Source organism: Pedobacter kyonggii (assembly GCF_004310665.1).
GTDB classification, from domain to species: domain Bacteria; phylum Bacteroidota; class Bacteroidia; order Sphingobacteriales; family Sphingobacteriaceae; genus Pedobacter; species Pedobacter kyonggii.
Genome location: NZ_SIXF01000036.1, coordinates 15769 through 35483, shown reverse-complemented (window position 1 = coordinate 35483; position 19715 = coordinate 15769). Strand labels below are relative to the sequence as shown.

Sequence of the window (19715 nt, the reverse complement as noted above, 5' to 3'; positions counted from 1 at the left end):
ATTTTACTGAGCACTTGGCGCTCTTTGCGATTTACTTTATTTCTTTGCGGTTGAAACTATTTTCCAAATAAAGTTTTATAAATAGAATATTTGTAATTATCCTCAACTGTACTGGCGACAAAATAGGGGGCTTCGAAAAGTTCGGTTAACTTTTTCCTTAATTCGGCAAGAAATTCCGGTTTAATTTCTTCTAAATAAGCTCCCGATAGATTTTGCCTGCCTGACTTAAACCAAACGCCATCTACACTCATTGTTTTTACTACATACAGGTTGGGCTCTACAAAACTTCTGCCCGAGAATTGTTCATAAGCATACGTATACAATAAAGTTTGGATTAATGCTTTGTTGATATGTTTGCCATCAGAATTGAACAACTCTGGGATATCTTTAAAAGTTAATTTATCACTTCCTGTTTTGTAATCAATAATTTTAGTTACCCCATCTTTTAAATCAACACGGTCTATAAAACCAAATATTTTAACGCTTGCATCTCTTCCTTTAAGCGGGAAACTGATTTCGGCTTCTACTTTTTGTTCGAGACTAATAATATTGAATGGCGTTTGGGCTTCGTCCTGATTTAAAATGATGTTTACATAAGCATCAACGATTGATAAAATTACCTTTTGCATTCCCTTGTATTCCATCACAGTATCGGGATTTTTAAACATCACGGCATTAAAACCTTTTTGTATCAAAGTGGGAATCTGTTTCCGTTTCTCTTTAATCCGCTCTGCAGTAATTTCAGCCGACCTTAAATCCTCGTAAAAATACTCCATCACTTTGTGTAAAATCGAGCCGATTTCGTTGGCTTCTACCACTGCACTGATCTCTTTAGGCTCTTTAATGCCCGCAATGTAATTGAAAAAGAAATCTATCGGGTTGGATATATATTGGGTAAGTGCCGATGGCGAAAGCACCTTCTTTTTGTCGAGGTATTTCTGAAGTGTTTCCTGGATAAAGGAATTATTGGTTTTCTCGATCTTTACTCCCTTAAAAGGCTCGGTTTTTACCTCCAGATTAAGCTCATTATAGGTAAAATCGAAACCGCTTTCGTACTCAAGTTGCTTTAAAATTCTGCTGGCTTCGCCTGAAGTAGACTCGTCTGTTAAGCTATTATAGACAAAATTGATATTCTTTGCTCTCTGTAATAGACGGTATACCATGTAAGAGGAAATCGCGTCAAGATTTTCAAGAACCGGAAGACCGTAAACACGACGTATAGAATCAGGAATAAAACTATTGCCAATTGATGATTTTGGAATAATACCTTCGTTGAAACCCAAAATTACCACTTTATCGAAATTTAAGTTTCGCGTTTCGAGTAATCCCATTACCTGTATCCCATTTAACGGATCGCCTGAAAGCGGTACGGCAATGGCCTGCAGTGATTTTTGAACGAGGTAAATTACAAAAGGGATTTCCTCTTTACCGATGTGGTTGCTAAAAGTATCGTGTAATCTATTTAACTCCTGAATGGTTTTTACGAATAGTTCTGCATCGATTTTTTTTAATGTTTTCGCATTCGATAATCTTGTTAACACATAATCCAATACATCGAGTAAATTGGTTACTACATACTGCGGATCATCTATTTTTTTATAAAAAGTTTCAAACAGCCCACTTTGGCGTAATAATCGTTTATGATCGATCTCCACCTGGTTTTCTTCCAGCAATGCGGTTAAAATTTTATCACGCATTTTTTGGGTAAGGCCTGTTAAGGGATGGGTTAAAAAAGCTTCTACATTTTTGTAGCTTACTTTATCCCGCTGTAAAATCTCCAATTGGCTGCCCAACCATAAATCAACCAAACCAAAAATACTTGAGGTTGACAGCGCAAAACCCATGGTTACATTAAGATCGATTTCTTTTCCGTTAAATGTGGTTGGAATCGTCTGTAAAGTTGGGATCAACAGACTCTCATCTGCTAAAACCACCACTGTTTTTCCAACGGTTGCTGCATCTGTATAATCTTCTTCTAAAATGTTATTCAGAATTTTGGCCTGTGCCGATTGCCCCTGAACCTTGAAAACCTCCACATGGTGTTCTGCAGATTTCATTAAACTTTCCTGCTCAGCAAATACGTTTTTTAAGCCTAACTGATTAATGTTTTTGCGTAAAAACAAACCGGCTTCCTGCGATATATCATCTAAATAATAGGTATCGGCATCAAAATAAAACAATGCTTTATCAGCTTCTTGTAGCTGGGTAAATATTTTGGCTTCGGCGCTGCTCAAAGCATTAAAACCTACAAAAATGATCTTGCCCTTGTCAAAATTCGAAATAAATTCCTGGTGATTGGTAATGTCATCGGCCAGGTGGCGATAAACAGAGCCGTTGGTTAAATATCCCTGTTCTTTAAGCGTTGAGTGGAATTTATGGTAAAGCTTGGGCATCCTGCGCCACATCTTGATGAACAATTCCTGTTGTTTTTTGTGTTTTCCTTCAGAATAGGATGTCCAGAAATGGGAAAGAAATTCGTATTGCTCGGGACTTAAATAATCGAAATCTTTATTTATGACTGAAATATCTTCCAAATCACGGTATAGTTTCTCTGCATCAACAAGGTCGGCATCAATCTGGTTAAAATCGCTTAAGATGATCTTGGCCAATGGGAAAAATTTATGGCTCGAAATGCTTTCCAGTTGCTCTTCGGCAAGCTGTTGGTTATAAATACGGTGTAAAGTAAAAAACTGGAGATAAAAATCAGCTATTTTATAACTGGTAGAACTGGCGAAAAATTCTTGGATGGTAAAAAATGAGGGACTGAAAAAAGGCTTGCCAATAATATCGGCAAAGTGTTTCTGCAAATAGGCCGATGGGCGTTTATTGTTAAAAACAATGGCACAGTTTTCCAGCTGATTTCCAAGCCTGATAACTAAATCTTCTGCAACTTCCTGTAAAAATGGTTTCATGTATCGCGTTTTAATCGTTGTCTCGGTTTTTTAATTGCAATTCGATAATTGCTTTATCGTTTTTAATCCAATCTGCTAACTGTTTCTCAGTCGGCAAATACATTTGATACTTTGACGCGAACAATTGTTTACTATCCTTCAACATTGAATATTTAACAACCGTTTCTTCCTTATCCGTGCAAAGGATGATGCCAATGGTTGGATTATCACTTTCTTGTTTCTTCAGATCATCGAACATTTTAATATACATATCCATTTGGCCAACATCTTGATGGGTAAGTTTACTGGTTTTTAAATCAAATAAGACGAAGCATTTAAGGATATAGTTGTAGAATACCAGATCAATATAAAAATGACTGGTTTCTGTGCTTATTCTAAATTGTCTGCCTACAAAAGAAAAACCTTTGCCTAGCTCTAATAAAAATTGCTGTAGATGGTTGATTATCCTGGTTTCTATTTCTTTCTCATTTAATGTTGACGGTTGTTCAATATTCAAAAATTCTAAAACATAAGGATCTTTAATGAAATTTTCTGAAGCCTGTTTTGCATGACCTGCTAGGCTTATTTCTTTATGATTTGACAGAAGCCTTTGAAAGTAAGATGAATTAATGTTCCTCTCCAATTCCCTTGAGCTCCACTGTTGGTTTTCCGCTTCACTTAAATAATATGTTCTTGCCTGCATATCATCAACTCTCATTATTAATCTGTGATGTGTCCAGCTCAAATTGCTACGCAGTGCGTACGATATTTCATTGGGTTGATTATCAGTGTTTTGAGAAATGCTACGCACTGCGTAGCAGATTTGGTCATTTGGATAAGTGAGATAAAACTGGCGAAAATTTCTCAAGTTGGAATAAGAAAAACCCTTGCCAAAATCAGCGGTTAATTTTTTGGATAATGATTGTAAAATTTCATCTCCGTATGATGCTTTTACACTCCCTCCTTGTTCGTTTTCAACGATTTCTTTGCCGATTTGCCAATATGAGATTACCATTGCTGTATTAATTGCTTTATAAGCATCAGCTCTATATCTTTTCAGTATATTTAATATGTTACCATATAAAGCATTTATTCCTTCCATATTATACTAATTTCAACTTGCCTTTAATCGCGTAAAAAAGATAGGTTTTAATGTTTTGATAGCCCATTTCTGAAAGCAGTACCCTGTAATTATTTACCTGCTCGATGTGTTTGTCGCTTTCTTCCAAAGTAAATTTATAATCCAGAATAATTACCTCATCGGCATTGATCAATACCCTGTCTGGACGATGAAGCTTACCGTGGGCATCAATAATATTTTTTTCTACGATACTTTCGCTCGCTTTACCCAAAATGGCCTTAAGTTCGGGATTATTTAATACTTCAAGTGCCGAATCTATTAATTTCTGCTTTTCTTCTACCTTGATAATGCCTTGCAAAACCAGATTGCCTGTATAATCATTTACCTCTTTTGAAGTACTGGCACTGGCCAGGATATCATGTAACAACGAACCTTTTCTTCCTGATTTTTCAATATTGACCAAATGCTTTAAATGTTTGTCTTCTGAAGGGATATATAACTCTGATAAGCGGCTTGTGGTAGGGTAACTTTTTAAATCGATAAAATTCAAATCCTCTGATTTGCTTTCAACGGATACATAATCAACAATTTCGTACACGCCGTTTTCATCAAACTGCTCATCGAAAGTGAAATTAATTACATCGCCCATATTGGACAATTTTAGCTCTTTTTTTGCCATCGTGGCGATGTACAAATAATCTTTTGAACGTGTGGTAGCCACATAAAGCATGTTCAATGCATCCATATTATTATAAAGTAACTCTTCATAATATGCCTTTGCAATGGCTGAATCGGCCAGGGCTTCATTATATTTTAATGGAATGCCTTTTAGTTCCTTGTAAACCGTTTCTTCAGAAGAGACCCAAAAAGTGCCGTTCGGTTTACCTTTAATTTCCCAGTTGCAAAACGGTACAAAAACAGCCCGAAAGGCCAGTCCTTTAGATTTATGTATGGTGATGATCTGTATGGCATCTGCGCCTTCTGGCGAGGGTAGTGATTTTTTAATGCCGTCTTCTTCCCACCACGTTAAAAAGGAAATGATACCTTTTTCGCCAAGCTTGCCAGCAGAAGCGGTGAGATCTCTAAAAGCCAACAAATAGGGCAAATTGGCGGTCAGGTTTTTTAACCCATAGCTTTCAATTAAAATCTCAACCAATTCAGGCAGGGGAAGCTGTAACCAGCTTTGCCAGTTCTCGCACAAAGCCACAGGTAAAACTTCGGTGAGTGTATTTAAAGGCTTATTGTTAAGATTTAAATAATAATTGGCGTCGATCTCTTTCTCGTGCAGGGAATGATATAGTGCTATGCAATTGGCTTTATATAATGCTGTTTGCGATTCTAGACCAATGAGCACTTTCAAGGTATTAATGATGAGCTGTATAGCCGAGTTGTTCGAAATCAATAAAGCATCGCCCGATAAAACCGGTAAGTTATGCCCCATTAATTTTTTAACCGTCAGTAAGGCTTCACTATTCGAACGCACCAAAATGGCAATATCCTTTAGGGCATACTGTTGATGGTTTTTGAGATGATTTATTTCTTCAACAATATCGTCTAAAGCAATGTCCCTGAAAACGGTTTCGGTAAAACGCGCTTCATTAGGTGCATGATCTTTGCCGAACTTTTTAATTTTGATGGTTCCGCCTTTTAAGGTATTGGTGGCAAAGTTCTGCGTTGAGCCACTATAAATATCGGTAATAATCTGTTGGTAATGCTGTTCCTGCCACCATTTAGAGATGCTTTCAGGTTTGCTTGCCAGGTTTTCGTTCAGTTCGTTCTGCAGCGTTAAAGGGATAGCTTTGTAAAGAAAATTGTTAAAAGTGATGATGTTCTCGGCACTTCTATAATTTTCTTCCAAACTTTCTTCCAATACATTCTCTGCACCAACATCTAACTTGGCGTGTTTATGCAGGATGTTCCAGTCACCATTGCGCCAGCGGTAAATAGATTGTTTGGTGTCGCCAACAATCAGGTGATCGATCAGATCCTGACTAGGCGTGGCCATCGCATTTGTTAAGAGCGATTTAAAACTTCCCCATTGGCTGGTAGAGGTATCCTGAAATTCATCGAATAAAAAATTACGGTAGCGGTTGCCCACTTTTTCCCAGATAAAAGAAGGGTTATCGCCTGCATCTTCGGTAATTCCGGAAATCAGTTTTTGTGCATCGCTAATGAGCAAATTGTCATTTTCAGCCCGGTATTCTTTCAATAGTACGGCAATTTCCTGCATCAACCTTAAATAGTAAAGATTTTTATTAAAAGCGATGGCCAGACTGTAATTTGGTAAATGCACTAAATAATGCGTTTTTAATTTCTGGAGGATCGGATTTACCGTATCGTAAGCCTCCGGAAAATTTGCATTTTTTTGAAACCACTCATTGGGTTCGTCGATTAAATTGAAAAGTGGCTCAATTTTAGAAAAATCGCCCCTGGCTACCAAGATAATTTTGGCAAGCGGGCTACGCGATTTTCCTTTGAGGTACTCGGTTTCTACACCGATTACATTTAGGGCTTCACTCGCTTCGGTTGCCAGAGAAACCAGTTCATCTTCGAAGTTTTTGATTTCATCTTTGGTTACGCTAATGTATTTTTTAAATAATTCGTCGATGTTTTGCAAACCAAGGGTGCTTACCGCATCTTCGAAAATCTGGAAACGTTCGGAAAATATTTCTCCAATTAAGTTATATAGTTCAAATTTATAGTTCCAGCTTTTATTATCGCTGATGCGTTCGATAGCCAGATCGATGATCCATTGTAAGAGCTGTTTATTATGGTCTAAAGCTTCGTCTAGTTTATTTACAAGATCATCCTTTACCTTGTCATAATTCATTTCTAAATTATAATCGGCATTTAGCCCCAATTCGAAAGCAAAACCACGGATTACTTTTTGCACAAAACCATCAATGGTGCTCACAGAAAAGCGGCTGTAATCGTGCAAAATTTTCCGGTAAATCTTATCTGCTTTAAACTGTAATTCCTGTGGACTTAATATCGGATAGGCGAGTAAAATAAGTTTCCGATAGTCTTCGATTTTTTTCGATGGATTGCCTTTTGCCAATCCTAACAATACCTCCAGAATCCTGGTTTTCATTTCTTCGGTTGCCTTATTGGTAAAGGTTACCGCTAAAATTTCGCGGTATTTGTTCTCTCCGCTAAAAAGCAGCGTAAGGTAATGTGCGGTAAGACTGAATGTTTTACCTGAACCTGCGGAGGCCTGAAGAATTTTGAGGGGTTGGGGCATAATATGATTTCTCTCGAATTTTAAACTTACAACAATTTAAAATTTTCTCGAAATCATGATATCAACAATTCTATCTCTATTAGGATTTTTTACTTTTCCTTTTATTCAGTGTTTTATGGCTGATCCTTGCAGGGCGTTCGGCCATTTCGATTGGCAGACCAAGCAGATCGCGGATTACAACCGAGGCGCAGGCACCGCCAAATGCTGCAGGCAGGTAAGAAACTGTGCCATAAGCGGAGCGCTTAAAATTACTTCCATCAGTCATGATCATCGAGTTTTTATCCATTTCTTCTGTTGAGAAGACAGCCTTTATTTTGCTGGCATTTGCAAGTTTGTTCAACCTTTTACGCACATAACTGGCAAAAACGCATTGATAAGTATCAGGAAGCAATGTAATCCTTATTCTGGTAGGGTCCATTTTGCCACCGGCACCCATTGAGCTAACAATAGGGATATTCTTTTCAAGAGCAGTTCCCAATAAAGTGATTTTTGGCATTACACTGTCGATGCAATCCATAATGTAATCAAAGCCAGATTCTAAAATTTCCCTGCATTTCTCCGGACTAAGAAAAGTATTTACCACATGGAGTTTTAATTCAGGATTAATGGCCAATAAACGCTCTTGCATTATTTCGGCCTTGCTCACACCATGATTGGTCGCCAAGGCAGGCAGCTGCCTGTTCCGATTGGTCGGGTCAACTACATCACCATCAACAATGGTCATTTCGCCAACGCCAGAACGGCATATAAATTCGGCAGCAAAAGAACCTACACCGCCCAAACCGATCACTAAAACATGTTTCGATTGAAGTTTATCTATTCCATCATTCCCAACAAGGAGGGCAGAGCGCGAAAGCCAGCTAACATCAGACATATTATGTTTTATTAACTTCTTAGTTTTTCAATTTCTTTTTTCATCTCAGCCATTAATTGCTGCTCTGTCGGCAGGTAGAGATGGTATTTACTCGCTATAATTGTTTTATTATTTTCGGGCAAAGATATTTTTACTACAGCATCGTTTTTATCGGTGCATAGTAAAATACCAATAGTTGGGTTTTCGAAATTTTGTTTTTCAAAACGGTCGTAGTAGTTTACATACATCTGCAACTGTCCCATATCTTGGTGACTAAGTTTAGTTGTTTTAATTTCTATTATTACAAAGCATTGTAATAACCGATTGTAAAAAACGAGGTCTATAAAAAAGTCATCACCATCAATATGTATCCGTTTCTGCCTTGCGACAAAAGAGAAACCGTTACCGATTTCTAATAAAAAATCTTGCAGGTGGGTAATGATTGCCGTTTCTAAATCCTTTTCATAATACGCTGCTTCCCTTTTTAAGCCCAAAAATTCTAATATCATTGGGTCCTTAATAATCTGTGTTGGTTCTGTTGGATGTTTTTCTGCTTTGGCTATAGCTAAAACAGATTCAATATCGTTGCTTAACAATAGGCGTTCAAATAATTGGCTATTTACTTGCCGCTCTAACTGTCTTGCTGACCAATTATTTTTTTCAGTCTCGGCAATGTAGAAATCTTTTTTATCTTGATTATCAATGCTCATCAAGATTTTGTAATGTGTCCAACTGAATTGCGTCCGCAGTGCAGACGCAATTGGAAAAGCACGATAAAATTGCCTATTACGCTCTAATTGGCGAATCGAAAATCCTGTCCCTAATTTTGGTTGAAATTCATTGGACATAGATTTAATAAGGTATTCCCCATAATCAGCCCTATCTTTGCCTTTTTGTTCTTCTTCAAAAATAACTTTACCAATTTGCCAATACATAAGCATTCTTTCAGTCTCAACAGAACGTATTGCTCGTTCTTTTGCAGAGGCTATGATAGATTGTATTTGCGTTAAAAGCTCTTTTTTTAATTGCATTTAGTTTAGAGAAATTATAGTGGTCTTTTTGTTACTAAAAACTTAAGCAATGAAACCAATAAATATAATATTTTTTAGAGTTGAGATATTTAATGCTAATTTACTAAAAACATTAGTTTTGTGGCCGGTTTGTTAAAATTTATATTAAAATCAATTTATTCCAGTCTGCAAAAATACGAGCTTTAAGCTCATCAATGCTACATTTTTTTAAATTGGCCACGGCCTGGTAAATTTCTTCAATTGAGATATCCGAAGCATCAGTTTCCAGGAAAAATTGATCGGTACTTTGAATCAGCTTAGCTGCACCCGAATTTTCTTTTAAAGCAGTTATTCCAAAGGAAAGAAGGAAACCTTTGTCCAGTAGCTGTCGGCCGAGCTGCTCATTTTTGTTAAAACCATGAATAATCATCGGTACTTTAACTTTTAATCGTTCTTTAATTGCAATTAACTCTGAAAAGCATTTAACACAATGTAAAATCAATGGTTTATTAGTTTTTTCTGCCAATTCGATTTGTTTTTCTAAGATTATGGTCTGATTTTCCAGGTTTTCACCTCTCAGCCGATCTAAACCACACTCTCCAATCTGTTTCACATTTGTTTGATTGGCCACAACACTTAGATATTTCATCTGTAGTTCGAGTTGATCAATTTTAGCAAACCAGGGATGCAGCCCAACAGAAATTGGCTTGGTTTTAGGCATCGCTAAAAAAAAATCGCTGGTTAACGACAAACTTTGAATGCTGATTACCCCAGGTTGGGTGGCAACTTTGTGGGTATGTATGTCTAAAAAATCCATTGGAAAACAAAGATAGGTAAAAATGGAAGATGGAGAATTGGGATGGATAATGTAAAAATTCATATTTGATTAAACCTTCGTTCTTAATCCCTTTCCATTCTACGGACTACGGACTGTTTCCGCTCTGTAAAGAATTCGCGAATAATCCATTGTAACCCTAGACTTTATTACATTTGCTATTATTATTCATCGAAAATCATGAAAAAATTAATCATTTTATTAACTGCTGTGTTGATTTCGACAGCGGCGTTTAGTCAGGCGAAAAAAGAAGGCGTTCATATCTATAACCCACAAGCGGATGCCAAAGCCGAAATTGCTGCGGCGGTTGCAAAAGCTGCCAAAGAAAATAAACATGTTTTGTTGCAGGTTGGTGGTAATTGGTGCAGTTGGTGTATAGCCTTTCATAATTTAGTTGATAGCACAGCAACGCTGAAAAAATACATTAACGATAATTTTGAAACTGTTCTGGTTAATTACAGCCCTGAAAATAAAAACGAACCTGTTTTAGCCAGCTTAGGCTATCCTCAACGTTTTGGTTTTCCGGTATTTTTAATTCTGGATGGGAAAGGCAAAGTATTGCACATCGAAAATTCTTCTTACTTAGAAACCGAAGAAATTGGCGCTAATGGTAAAAAGAAAGTTGGACATGATGTAAAGAAAATCACTTCCTTTTTAAAAGGATGGACAACAACAGCTGTTAATCCTGAAACTTACAAAGCGAAATAGGAGTTTAAAGGTTAGTGGGTAGGGTTTGTCAAAACTTAGATAAAAAAGCCGTTCAGATTTCATCGGAACGGCTTTCTTTTTAATCGTCTAAATCGTCTTCCTTATCATCGAGGTTTAGCTCATAAGATGCTCTTGATGCCTCGTCGGCCTGCTTGAGCAGATCTTTATCATGTTCAATACTGGTGTCGTCGCCATTAATTTCGTTGATATTTTCAACATCATCCTCTCTGCGTAAAGCATCATTCGGATCGTTTGAATAATTGTCATCTTCTGGATCTATCATAACATTAAGGTTTATATTAGATAATCGTTTTGAGAGTGAAATTGTTTTAAGGAAAGCTAAAAGACAAAAGTTGAAAGACCAAAGATAAAACTATTAATAGAGACCCTGAAATAAATTCAGGGTGACGATTGGTGAGGCTAATGCGGAATATTAATCCACTTCTCTGTGGCAAAAGATTCTTCGCTGCGCTCAGAATGACAAAATATTCTCACCTGATATTAATTCTTTGTGTCTTAGGGGTAAAAATCTATAATCCGTCGCCGAATTTATAGAATGGCGCCACGCCTACAGGCAATTTTCCTGTTGGTGCCAATCTGTTATTAATTACAGCTGCAGCTGAAATCTGCATATAATCTTCTTTTTGATATGCAACAACCAAACCTTTACTGTTTTCCAATCCTGATAAACCGGCCAGATTATATGGGTTTGCGAAGAGCGCAAAAACAGCATTCTTGGCCGATAATTCTTTAATAAAATTCTTTACGCCTGCATTTAGCGGGATATTATTGGCTGGTCTTGCACGACTATCGTGAATACCCACAATCACCTGATCAAATGCGCCGATTTCGCGGGCGATGTTGGAAATCTGAGTAGCATTGGCATCTTTATCCAGCACATAATAAACAGAATTATAATAACCTTTTGAAACCTCTTTTTGGAAAGTGGTAACCGAAGGTACACCGATGCTGATAATGGCCGTTCTTCTGATCGGGATGAGGCGCTTGATATAATCTTTACCTTTTAGTAGGGTTACTGATGCATTGGCAAGTTCCTGCACCAAAGCATTGCTCGACTTGCGGTTTACACCCGCAACAACACCTTGGGTTACAACCGTATCGCGCTTAGCCAGGCCTGCCCAGTATTTTGCGGTCAATATTTTACGCACACTCTGGTCTATTTCGGCCATGCTTACACGATCTTGTCTTACGGCCTTACGCACTAATTTAATGGCTCTGTCGCTGTTTTCAGATAATTCAATAATATCGTTTCCGGCAATAATACCCATTAAATCAGCTTCACCATTTTTGAAATATTTTACCACGCCTTTCATATCCATTGCATCAGAGATAATCAAACCTTTAAAGCCTAATTTCTGTTTCAAAATGCCTGTGACAATCGGTTTAGACAGGGTAGAAGGTAAGTTTGGTGTAGCATCTAACGATGGGATGTTCATGTGGGCAATCATCACACCCGATGCGGCCTGTTTAATCAGCTCTTTAAAAGGATATATCTCCAACGTATCTAAACGTGTAGCAGAGAAAGTAAGCTGTGGTAAATCGTAGTGCGAATCTACATCAGTATCGCCATGACCAGGGAAATGTTTCAACGTAGTTAATAAACCGCCATCCTGCATACCTTTCATATAAGAGGCAACCTTACTGGTTACGTTATATTTATTTTCGCCGAAAGAACGGTAATTGATTACGGGGTTTTTAGGGTTGTTATTGATATCGGCATCAGGAGCTAAATTCATCTGCATCCCCATGCGCTTGTAATCTTTGGCCACTTCAAGACCCATTTTATACAATAATTCTTTGTTTTGGATGGCACCCAAAGTCATTTGATAAGGATAAGAAATGGTACTATCCAAACGCATGCCCAGGCCCCATTCACCATCATTTGCCACAATTAACGGTACCCTGCTTAATTTTTGATAGGCATTGGTGGCTAAAACCTGCCGGCCAGGGCCTCCCTGAAAAAAGATAACCCCACCCAATTGTTCTTTTTTTATTACCTGACCAACCGAATCGGTATATTTTTTACCCAGATTGGTATGCGCTCTAACAAAGAACATCTGCGCAATACGCTCTCTGCGGTTAAGTTTGTTAAAAACCGAATCTACCCATTTAGGTTGATTGGCCAATAATTCTAAATAGGTTTTCTGTTGTGCGCTTGCCGAAAATGCAGCGCCAAAAAGGGCAATGAGTATAAATAAGTTTTTTTTCACGTGTTTTGTTGTATCTGCTGCCGCTAAATTAGTAATCAAAAGGCGAATTAAACAAAAACCAATCCAAGTAATCGATTTAATACAATATGTTGTAAGCCTGTTGCTTTTTTTAGGTGCTGTATAGGTTACAAATATTGATCGCTGCTATTTATACATTCCCTTGCCTTCAATGAAATCGATGACTTTATCGGGCAGGAAAAACTGAACATTCTTTTTCTCTTTAATGGCTTTGCGTATAAAAGTTGACGAAATTTCCATTAAAGGGGTTTTGGTAAAAGTAATGGAAGGATGATTTTCCCACTCGCTTACATTCGCCTCAGGGCGCGGATAAACATAAATCTGATAGTTTTTTAAAAGCACCTCGTAGTTTTTCCATTTTTTGAATGATACCAGATTATCGGCACCCATAATGAGTACAAATTGCTTTTCAGGATATTTTTCATGAAGATAGGTTAAGGTATCAATGGTGTAAGATGGCTGAGGCAATGCAAATTCGATATCGCTCACACGGATATGTTCTGCATTTTCGGTAGCCAACTTGGCCATTTCCAAACGGTCGTACATATTGGTTAAGCCACTTTTATCTTTTAAGGGATTATGTGGCGACACAACCAGCCATACTTCATCAAGCTCGGTATGGTTAGCCATGTAATTGGCGATAATTAAATGCCCGGTATGGATGGGGTTATATGAACCAAAGAAAAGACCAGTTTTCATGTGCACAGTTTTCAGTTGGCAGTTGACAATTTTCAGTTGGATAATATTAACAGTTAAATAACGCCATATTTTTCTGGATTATTCATCATGTGATTTAGCAGTTTTCCAATTTCATCGCTTTGTAGCGTTAATTTCGTATATCGTTCTTCAGCAAGGTACTTACATTCTAATGCAAATTTTAACCAGCCTTTTGTTTCGCTATTTTCCATATCACTGTCTGACAATTTGCTGATAAAATGGGCTCTGTATCTACGTTTTCTATAAGCTTCAACAAGGCAGATATTGGTAGATCTCGAAGATCTCCTGATCTGATCGGTTAATGAATACATTTCTTCTTTTGGGAAAGACTTGCTGACCTCAAAAATATTCATAGCCAACTCAAATGACCTCTTATCAGCTAGTAAATCAGAAAAATCGCCCATAAAGTGATTCTATTTAGAACTATGATATTATTTAGGTATTTTTTATAAGCCCAAAACTGAAAATTGGAAACTATAAACTGCTAACTTTTTAAGAAATCGCCCACCAATTGCTCTGCTTCTGCACAAGCTGTAGCCAGGTCGTAATTTTTTAAAATCACATCAAATTTATCGGCATAAAGCAATTCTTTTTCAGCTTTGATAAAACGTTCCTGTAATTTTTCTGGGCTATCTGTACCACGGCCACTTAAACGTTCCTTTAAAACATCTAATGATGGTGGCTGAACAAAAATGGCCAAAGCATCTTCTTCATATTTTCTTTTTAATCGGATACCACCTTCTACATCAATATCGAAAATAACGTGCTTGCCTTCATTCCAGATGCGCTCTATTTCTGAGCGTAAAGTGCCATAAAAAGTTCCGTTATAAACTTCTTCAAATTCCACAAATTCCTGGCGGGCTACTTTGTGCAAAAACTCTTCTTTACTAATAAAATAGTAATCGTTTTCATGTGTTTCAGCGCCTCTCAATTCGCGGGTAGTTGCAGAAATAGAAAAGCTCAGCTCAGGAAATTTCGTTAATAAATGGTGTACTATAGTGGTTTTACCTGCTCCTGATGGTGCCGAAAATATGATTAATTTGCCTTGCATTTTTAAAAATTTTGCGATTGGCGTCTGGCGTTAAGCACTTATCGCTTTCCGCCTAACGCTACAACACATTCAATAACTGTTCTTTTATCTTTTCTAACTCTTCTTTCATACCTACAACAAATTGTTGCATTTGGGCATCATTTGCTTTAGCACCCATGGTATTAATTTCTCTTCCAATTTCCTGAGAAATGAAACCCATTTTCTTTCCATTTGCTTCTTTGCTTGCTAAAGTCTGCAAGAAATAATCGCAATGGCTTTTTAAACGTGTTTTTTCCTCAGTTATATCGATTTTATCGATATAATAAATCAATTCCTGTTCAAAACGGTTCTGATCAATATTCACTTTACCTACCGCATCATCAAGAAATTGGGTGAATTTATCGCGGATTGCAGTAATTCTTTTAGGCTCTAATTCCTCAACCGATTTGAAATAAGAAAGAATGTTTTTAATTCTCAGTTCTAAATCAGCCTTTAAAACAGCACCTTCATCTTCTCTGAATTTATTGAAATTGGCCAAGGCCGAGGTGAAAATTTGAAACAAATGGTTCCATTCATCCTCACTTACGCTTTCTTCCTTGTAACTGATTACATCAGGAAAAGTTAACGCTGTTTGCAATAAGTTACTGCTATCAGCACCTAATTCGTTGTTAACGGCAATAAGTTGTTTATAGTAGTGGCTTAATAAGGCTGTATTGATGGTAGCACCCGTAACTTCACCGTTGGTGCGTTCTACATTGATGCTTAAACTTACTTTTCCTCTTTCGATGTCTTTACTGCAGATGTTGCGTAAGATCAGCTCTTTATCAGAAAAAGCTTTAGGATATTTTAAATTTAGCTCCAGGAATTTACTGTTGAGCGATTTGATTTCGACACTATACTTCGCATTTGCATAATCGGCTGTTGCTAAGCCGTATCCTGTCATGGATTTTATCATGCGCAAAGATAGGGTTTTAAGCCGAAAGGAGAAATAATAATGGCCAAGGCGTGAACTGTGTAGAATAACAATTAAGAGCAATGTTATAAATATTTAGAAAATCAGCGTTCAATATTCTTTGGTAATTGCAGCCCCGCTTTTCATTATTCCGATCCTTCATCGGGATAAAACTGACAGCAGGACTGATTTAGCCAAAAGTGCCGGAGCCTTTATTTCCTAACAAAATGCAATGTTATGCTACTTTTTCCAACAAGCTTAAAATGGCATTAAATGTTTTTCGCTTCAGTTCTTGCAGATCTTCTGCAACCAATCCTTTCATCTCTATAGCTTCCCCAAATACAGTTTTAATCACCCCTGGGTTGAGTAAAAGTGGATTTATTCTGGGTAGGTGAGCTTTACTATTCAATATGGCAAAAGGTAAAATCGGTGTTTGGGTTTCTATCGCAAGGCGAAACGCGCCATCATAAAATGGATTTAAAGGCTTGTCTGATTTATTCATGGTTCCTTCGGGGAAAATCAGGATCGATTGTCCATCGGCCAGGTTTTTTCTCAGTTCAGCTACAGAATGGTCGCGGCTTTCTCTACTACTTCGATCAATCATCACTACTAAACGTTTATAAATCCAGCCAAATACCGGGATTTTAAGCATTTCGATCTTTCCCAGTGGGCTGAAGGCCTGCGGAATGCAGATTACAATGGCGACAGCATCTAAAAATGAACTGTGGTTGCCTACATAGATATACGATTTGGAAGTATCGATTTTTGCGTTATTCGCGGAAAACCATAGGCAGGTAAACAGGCTAAAACCCCATGCCCAGAATTTTAGAAAATAGAAAGCGATTTTCCTCCCGGTTTTCTCCCTAAAAATGCTTGTACTGATGACAATAAAGGGGCAAACGATTACCATGAGTATGAAAAATACAATTGCCGAATACATTAAGTAAAATCCGCCCAATAGCTTTCTCATGGTTATTAACGTTTCTTTAACAGTTTGCAAGGGTAACAAATGTTAATTTTACAAAAAATATCTTATAGATATGAAAGCATTTTTGATTACGCTATCACTTTCATTCCTATTGTTCATTTTGCCTAAAAAAACGCTCCCCCAAATTACTTTGGCCAAAGGCGTCATTTTAGAGAAGGGAACACAGATCCGCATTGCATTGGCTGTAGTAACCAATATCAGTAACAAACAAGCGGTTGGCAGTAATGATATGGGGTTCTTTCAGATCAAGGCCAAAATTGGTGATACCCTGGTCATCAATAAAAGGCACTTTGATAATGTTACTGTTGTGGTAATCAATGATCAGGATTTGGTTGTAAAACTTCTTAGGGCCGACATACTGTTGGAAGATGTAACAATTAAGGCAGAGAACAAACAACAAAACTTATCTGCTGTTAGGTTAGAACACCGTAAGAAAACTTATTTTTATGGTAAGAAAAGAAATCCGCTTTATTATGCACGTTACCCGCTGGCAGCCATTATGGAATTGTTTAGTGCCGAACGGAAAAATGCCAGACGGTTTGATCGCTATTATGATAAAGAAAAAGAAGAATTAGAGATAGATCGGTTTTTTAACATTAGGATTGTTAAAAATAATACAACATTAACAGCAAAGCAAATGGATAAGTTTATGTTGGATTACAGGCCGAAATATAAACAGATTAAAGATTGGAATACTTATGATGCCGCTGGATACATTAAGAAATCAGCAAAACAATATTTAGATACTTTAAGTACACCATGAATCATTTAAAACTCTTTCTTTTACTGATCATCTTAACACAAGGCTTAAAAATCAAGGCGCAGGATTTTGTGCTGAAAGGTGTAGTGATCGAAAAAGGATCGAATGTGCGGATTGCCTTGGCTGGGATTACCAATATCCGCAGTAAAATGGGGGCAACGAGTAACGATATCGGAATTTTTCAGTTAAATGCTCGCATTGGCGATACGCTGTTAATTCAAAAAAGAAATCTAACCGATCGAAAAGTAGTCATTAAAACAGACGATGATCTGGTTGTTTATCTGGTTAGAGCGAGTACAATGCTTGAGGAAGTAACCGTTAAAGGCCAAAACAAAAAGCAGGAAATGGAAGGTATAAAAAGAGACTTTAAACGGAATGGTTCGTTTTTTGAAGGTAAACCACCGTTGGTATTGCTCAGTCCTTTTGGCGGTAGCCCCTTAACATTTTTTTACGAGCTTTTTGGCAAAACACCAGCCAGAGCCCGTAACTTTAATCGGTATTACAAAAAGGAATTAAGTCTAATCGAAGTGGATAAGTTTTTTAATAAAAGCCTCGTTTCGAAAAATACAACATTAACAGGGAAAGACCTCGATAATTTTTTGCTCGATTATTACCCAACACGCAGCACTACCATTAACTGGAGCAATTACGATGCTGTTAAATACATCAAAGAATCGGCAAAGAAATATACCGATACCTTGAGAAACACAAATAACACACAATGAAAAATTTAAAATTTGCCATTATACTTTTCGTCTTTACCTCAGTCGGCTTCATTACAAAGGCACAGGATTTTATTGTGAAAGGTGTGGTTATAGAAAAAGGTTCAAATATCAGGATTGCCTTATCAGAAATTACCAACCTGCGCACCGGAATCGGTGTGGGCAGTAATGACATCGGTATGTTCCAGCTAAAGGCCAGAATTGGTGATACACTACTGGTAATTAAAAGGGATCTGATCGATCAGCGTGTGGTGGTAAACAGTGAAAAAGACCTGGTAGTTTATCTGGTTAGAGGAAGTACTACGCTAGCCGATGTTACCATTAGGGGAAATACCAAAAAAGAGGATCTGGACGAAATTAAGCGCGAGTTTAAAAATAAGGGGGTGTACAATGGTGGTAAAACAACCGTTTTGTCTGCTATATTCAGTCCTTTAAATGCACTATATAACTTATTTGGCACTGACCCTAAAAATGCACGGAGATTTGGCAGGTATGCCGATAATGAAATCAAACAATCGCAAATTGACGTATACTTCAACCAGAGCATTATTAAAAACAATACCGAATTAAGAGGCGATACTTTAGAGAAATACATGTTAAACTGTCGCCCGGAATTTGATAAAGCTCAATACTGGAACAGCTACGATTACATTAAATACATTAAAGAATCTTCGAAGAAATTTACGGATACGTTAGGGAAGGGGAAGTAGGTTTTAGTCGGGAGTCTTAAGTCCGTAGTCATGAGTCAGTTTGAAGAGGGGTGTTTGGCGTTGTGCATGTATAAAATTAAGTCTGAAGCCCTGTGACGGAGATCAGAAGTGGTTTGTTTGTTAGGTTAACATATGGCATTTAGCGGCAAGTTCTAACAGGCTTGCACAATTAACCGATTTATACAGTTAACCCAATAAACTAATGACTACTGAACCAATAAACCTTCTAAATACTCAACGCTTCACAAGCTTTTTCGGCCGCTAATTTTTCTGCGTTTTTCTTATTGTAATCTCTTCCGGTACCCACTTTTTCGCCTTCTACTACTGCACTAATGGTAAATAATTTAGCGCTTTCGCCTTCCCCATTTTCTGCCAGTTCGAACATTACATCCTTACTATGGCGTTGACACCATTCGATCAGTTTACTTTTGAAATTGGTTTCTGTAAGTTCTAAGGTGTGGATATCGATATGAGGTTTTACGATCCTGCGCAATAAAAATTCTTTGGTAAAGTTGTAGCCCTTATCCATGTAGATAGCACCCACTATGGCTTCAAAAGCATCGCCCAGCATTGAATTGTGCTTGGTTTGTATGCTCACTGAACGTTGATCGAACTGAATAAGCTTATCAAAACCAATTTTCTTTGCCAGCTGATTTAAATTAGCCCGGTTTACAATCTTCGAACGCATTTCGGTTAAAAAACCTTCTTCTTTGTAGGGGTAATGTTTAAAAAGCAGCTCTGCAATCACCGAACCTAAAACAGCATCGCCTAAAAATTCTAAGCGCTCGTTGCTGCTCCTGCTTCCATTTTTTAAAACTTTTGCTACAGAACGATGCCTGAACGCCATTTTATAAAGCGTAACATTGCCTGGAACAAAGCCTAAAATGTTTTTCAGCTTTTTAACAAACTCCTTTTCAGGAGAGAGGTAAAGTTTATATAATTTTAATATCGGCATTAAATAAATAACA

Annotated in this window: 18 protein-coding genes; 4 read left to right on the top strand and 14 right to left on the bottom strand. The window is 37.4% G+C overall.

The window, feature by feature from the left end; translation table 11 throughout:
* Positions 1-56: 56 nt before the first annotated feature.
* The 6 genes from EYS08_RS22700 to EYS08_RS22675 form a co-directional block, all read right to left on the bottom strand.
* Positions 57-2912, bottom strand: a complete 2856-nt coding sequence (locus tag EYS08_RS22700) for a PD-(D/E)XK nuclease family protein (RefSeq protein ID WP_131032231.1) — start codon at positions 2910-2912, stop codon at positions 57-59.
* A 10-nt stretch (positions 2913-2922) separates the two neighbouring features.
* The gene (locus tag EYS08_RS22695) at positions 2923-3993 is read right to left on the bottom strand and encodes a PDDEXK nuclease domain-containing protein (RefSeq protein ID WP_131032230.1); all 1071 of its coding nucleotides are present in this window, start codon (positions 3991-3993) and stop codon (positions 2923-2925) included.
* Position 3994: 1 nt separating this feature from the next.
* Entirely contained in the window at positions 3995-7213 is a 3219-nt protein-coding gene (locus tag EYS08_RS22690) for a UvrD-helicase domain-containing protein (protein ID WP_131032229.1), read from the bottom strand.
* Between the two features lie 79 nt (positions 7214-7292).
* The gene (locus tag EYS08_RS22685; protein ID WP_131032228.1) at positions 7293-8087 is read right to left on the bottom strand and encodes a tRNA threonylcarbamoyladenosine dehydratase; all 795 of its coding nucleotides are present in this window, start codon (positions 8085-8087) and stop codon (positions 7293-7295) included.
* Positions 8088-8098: 11 nt separating this feature from the next.
* Positions 8099-9097 carry a PDDEXK nuclease domain-containing protein gene (locus EYS08_RS22680; protein ID WP_131032227.1) on the bottom strand — a complete coding sequence of 333 codons (999 nt, stop codon included), beginning with the start codon at positions 9095-9097 and terminating at the stop codon, positions 8099-8101.
* Positions 9098-9236: 139 nt separating this feature from the next.
* Positions 9237-9956 (bottom strand): TatD family hydrolase, encoded by a 720-nt coding sequence (locus EYS08_RS22675; RefSeq protein ID WP_244216026.1) that lies wholly within the window; start codon positions 9954-9956, stop codon positions 9237-9239.
* A gap of 135 nt (positions 9957-10091) precedes the next feature.
* On the opposite strand from EYS08_RS22675, the gene EYS08_RS22670 reads away from it, so the two are divergent.
* Positions 10092-10619 (top strand): thioredoxin family protein, encoded by a 528-nt coding sequence (locus EYS08_RS22670; RefSeq protein ID WP_131032226.1) that lies wholly within the window; start codon positions 10092-10094, stop codon positions 10617-10619.
* 79 nt (positions 10620-10698) lie between these two features.
* Here EYS08_RS22670 and EYS08_RS22665 read toward each other — a convergent pair whose 3' ends face one another.
* From EYS08_RS22665 to EYS08_RS22635, 7 genes are all read right to left on the bottom strand, one after another.
* Complete coding sequence (locus EYS08_RS22665; RefSeq protein WP_131032225.1) at positions 10699-10902, bottom strand: hypothetical protein; 204 nt, start codon at positions 10900-10902, stop codon at positions 10699-10701.
* Between the two features lie 247 nt (positions 10903-11149).
* Complete coding sequence (locus EYS08_RS22660) at positions 11150-12850, bottom strand: glycoside hydrolase family 3 protein (protein WP_131032224.1); 1701 nt, start codon at positions 12848-12850, stop codon at positions 11150-11152.
* A 144-nt stretch (positions 12851-12994) separates the two neighbouring features.
* Entirely contained in the window at positions 12995-13567 is a 573-nt protein-coding gene (nadD, locus tag EYS08_RS22655; RefSeq protein ID WP_131032223.1) for a nicotinate (nicotinamide) nucleotide adenylyltransferase, read from the bottom strand.
* Positions 13568-13620: 53 nt separating this feature from the next.
* Positions 13621-13989 (bottom strand): four helix bundle protein, encoded by a 369-nt coding sequence (locus EYS08_RS22650; protein WP_131032222.1) that lies wholly within the window; start codon positions 13987-13989, stop codon positions 13621-13623.
* 80 nt (positions 13990-14069) lie between these two features.
* Complete coding sequence (gene gmk / locus EYS08_RS22645) at positions 14070-14636, bottom strand: guanylate kinase (protein WP_131032221.1); 567 nt, start codon at positions 14634-14636, stop codon at positions 14070-14072.
* Between the two features lie 58 nt (positions 14637-14694).
* Positions 14695-15558: a YicC/YloC family endoribonuclease gene (locus EYS08_RS22640; protein WP_131032246.1), complete on the bottom strand. Its 864-nt coding sequence runs from the start codon at positions 15556-15558 to the stop codon at positions 14695-14697.
* Positions 15559-15802: 244 nt separating this feature from the next.
* The gene (locus EYS08_RS22635; protein WP_131032220.1) at positions 15803-16537 is read right to left on the bottom strand and encodes a lysophospholipid acyltransferase family protein; all 735 of its coding nucleotides are present in this window, start codon (positions 16535-16537) and stop codon (positions 15803-15805) included.
* Positions 16538-16607: 70 nt separating this feature from the next.
* Here EYS08_RS22635 and EYS08_RS22630 point away from each other — a divergent pair, with 70 nt between their 5' ends.
* From EYS08_RS22630 to EYS08_RS22620, 3 genes are read left to right on the top strand one after another with little or no spacing between them, the layout of a single operon-like run.
* Entirely contained in the window at positions 16608-17318 is a 711-nt protein-coding gene (locus EYS08_RS22630; protein ID WP_131032219.1) for a hypothetical protein, read from the top strand.
* A complete protein-coding gene (locus tag EYS08_RS22625) occupies positions 17315-18040 on the top strand; it encodes a hypothetical protein (RefSeq protein WP_131032218.1) in 726 nt (241 codons plus the stop codon). Before EYS08_RS22630 ends, EYS08_RS22625 begins: the two co-directional genes overlap by 4 nt.
* The gene (locus EYS08_RS22620) at positions 18037-18747 is read left to right on the top strand and encodes a hypothetical protein (protein WP_131032217.1); all 711 of its coding nucleotides are present in this window, start codon (positions 18037-18039) and stop codon (positions 18745-18747) included. The genes EYS08_RS22625 and EYS08_RS22620 overlap by 4 nt, the downstream gene beginning before the upstream one ends.
* Positions 18748-18973: 226 nt before the next feature.
* On the opposite strand, the gene rnc is transcribed toward EYS08_RS22620, so the two are convergent.
* Positions 18974-19702, bottom strand: a complete 729-nt coding sequence (rnc, locus tag EYS08_RS22615) for a ribonuclease III (RefSeq protein WP_131032216.1) — start codon at positions 19700-19702, stop codon at positions 18974-18976.
* Positions 19703-19715: the final 13 nt, after the last annotated feature.

Coding starts and splice junctions, on each gene's coding strand:
- EYS08_RS22700 (WP_131032231.1), bottom strand. CDS start 2,912: ATGAAACCATTTTTACAGGAAGTTGCAGAAGATTTAGTTATCAGGCTT.
- EYS08_RS22695 (WP_131032230.1), bottom strand. CDS start 3,993: ATGGAAGGAATAAATGCTTTATATGGTAACATATTAAATATACTGAAA.
- EYS08_RS22690 (WP_131032229.1), bottom strand. CDS start 7,213: ATGCCCCAACCCCTCAAAATTCTTCAGGCCTCCGCAGGTTCAGGTAAA.
- EYS08_RS22685 (WP_131032228.1), bottom strand. CDS start 8,087: ATGTCTGATGTTAGCTGGCTTTCGCGCTCTGCCCTCCTTGTTGGGAAT.
- EYS08_RS22680 (WP_131032227.1), bottom strand. CDS start 9,097: ATGCAATTAAAAAAAGAGCTTTTAACGCAAATACAATCTATCATAGCC.
- EYS08_RS22675 (WP_244216026.1), bottom strand. CDS start 9,956: ATGAATTTTTACATTATCCATCCCAATTCTCCATCTTCCATTTTTACC.
- EYS08_RS22670 (WP_131032226.1), top strand. CDS start 10,092: ATGAAAAAATTAATCATTTTATTAACTGCTGTGTTGATTTCGACAGCG.
- EYS08_RS22665 (WP_131032225.1), bottom strand. CDS start 10,902: ATGATAGATCCAGAAGATGACAATTATTCAAACGATCCGAATGATGCT.
- nadD (WP_131032223.1), bottom strand. CDS start 13,567: ATGAAAACTGGTCTTTTCTTTGGTTCATATAACCCCATCCATACCGGG.
- EYS08_RS22650 (WP_131032222.1), bottom strand. CDS start 13,989: ATGGGCGATTTTTCTGATTTACTAGCTGATAAGAGGTCATTTGAGTTG.
- gmk (WP_131032221.1), bottom strand. CDS start 14,636: ATGCAAGGCAAATTAATCATATTTTCGGCACCATCAGGAGCAGGTAAA.
- EYS08_RS22640 (WP_131032246.1), bottom strand. CDS start 15,558: ATGACAGGATACGGCTTAGCAACAGCCGATTATGCAAATGCGAAGTAT.
- EYS08_RS22635 (WP_131032220.1), bottom strand. CDS start 16,537: ATGAGAAAGCTATTGGGCGGATTTTACTTAATGTATTCGGCAATTGTA.
- EYS08_RS22630 (WP_131032219.1), top strand. CDS start 16,608: ATGAAAGCATTTTTGATTACGCTATCACTTTCATTCCTATTGTTCATT.
- EYS08_RS22625 (WP_131032218.1), top strand. CDS start 17,315: ATGAATCATTTAAAACTCTTTCTTTTACTGATCATCTTAACACAAGGC.
- EYS08_RS22620 (WP_131032217.1), top strand. CDS start 18,037: ATGAAAAATTTAAAATTTGCCATTATACTTTTCGTCTTTACCTCAGTC.
- rnc (WP_131032216.1), bottom strand. CDS start 19,702: ATGCCGATATTAAAATTATATAAACTTTACCTCTCTCCTGAAAAGGAG.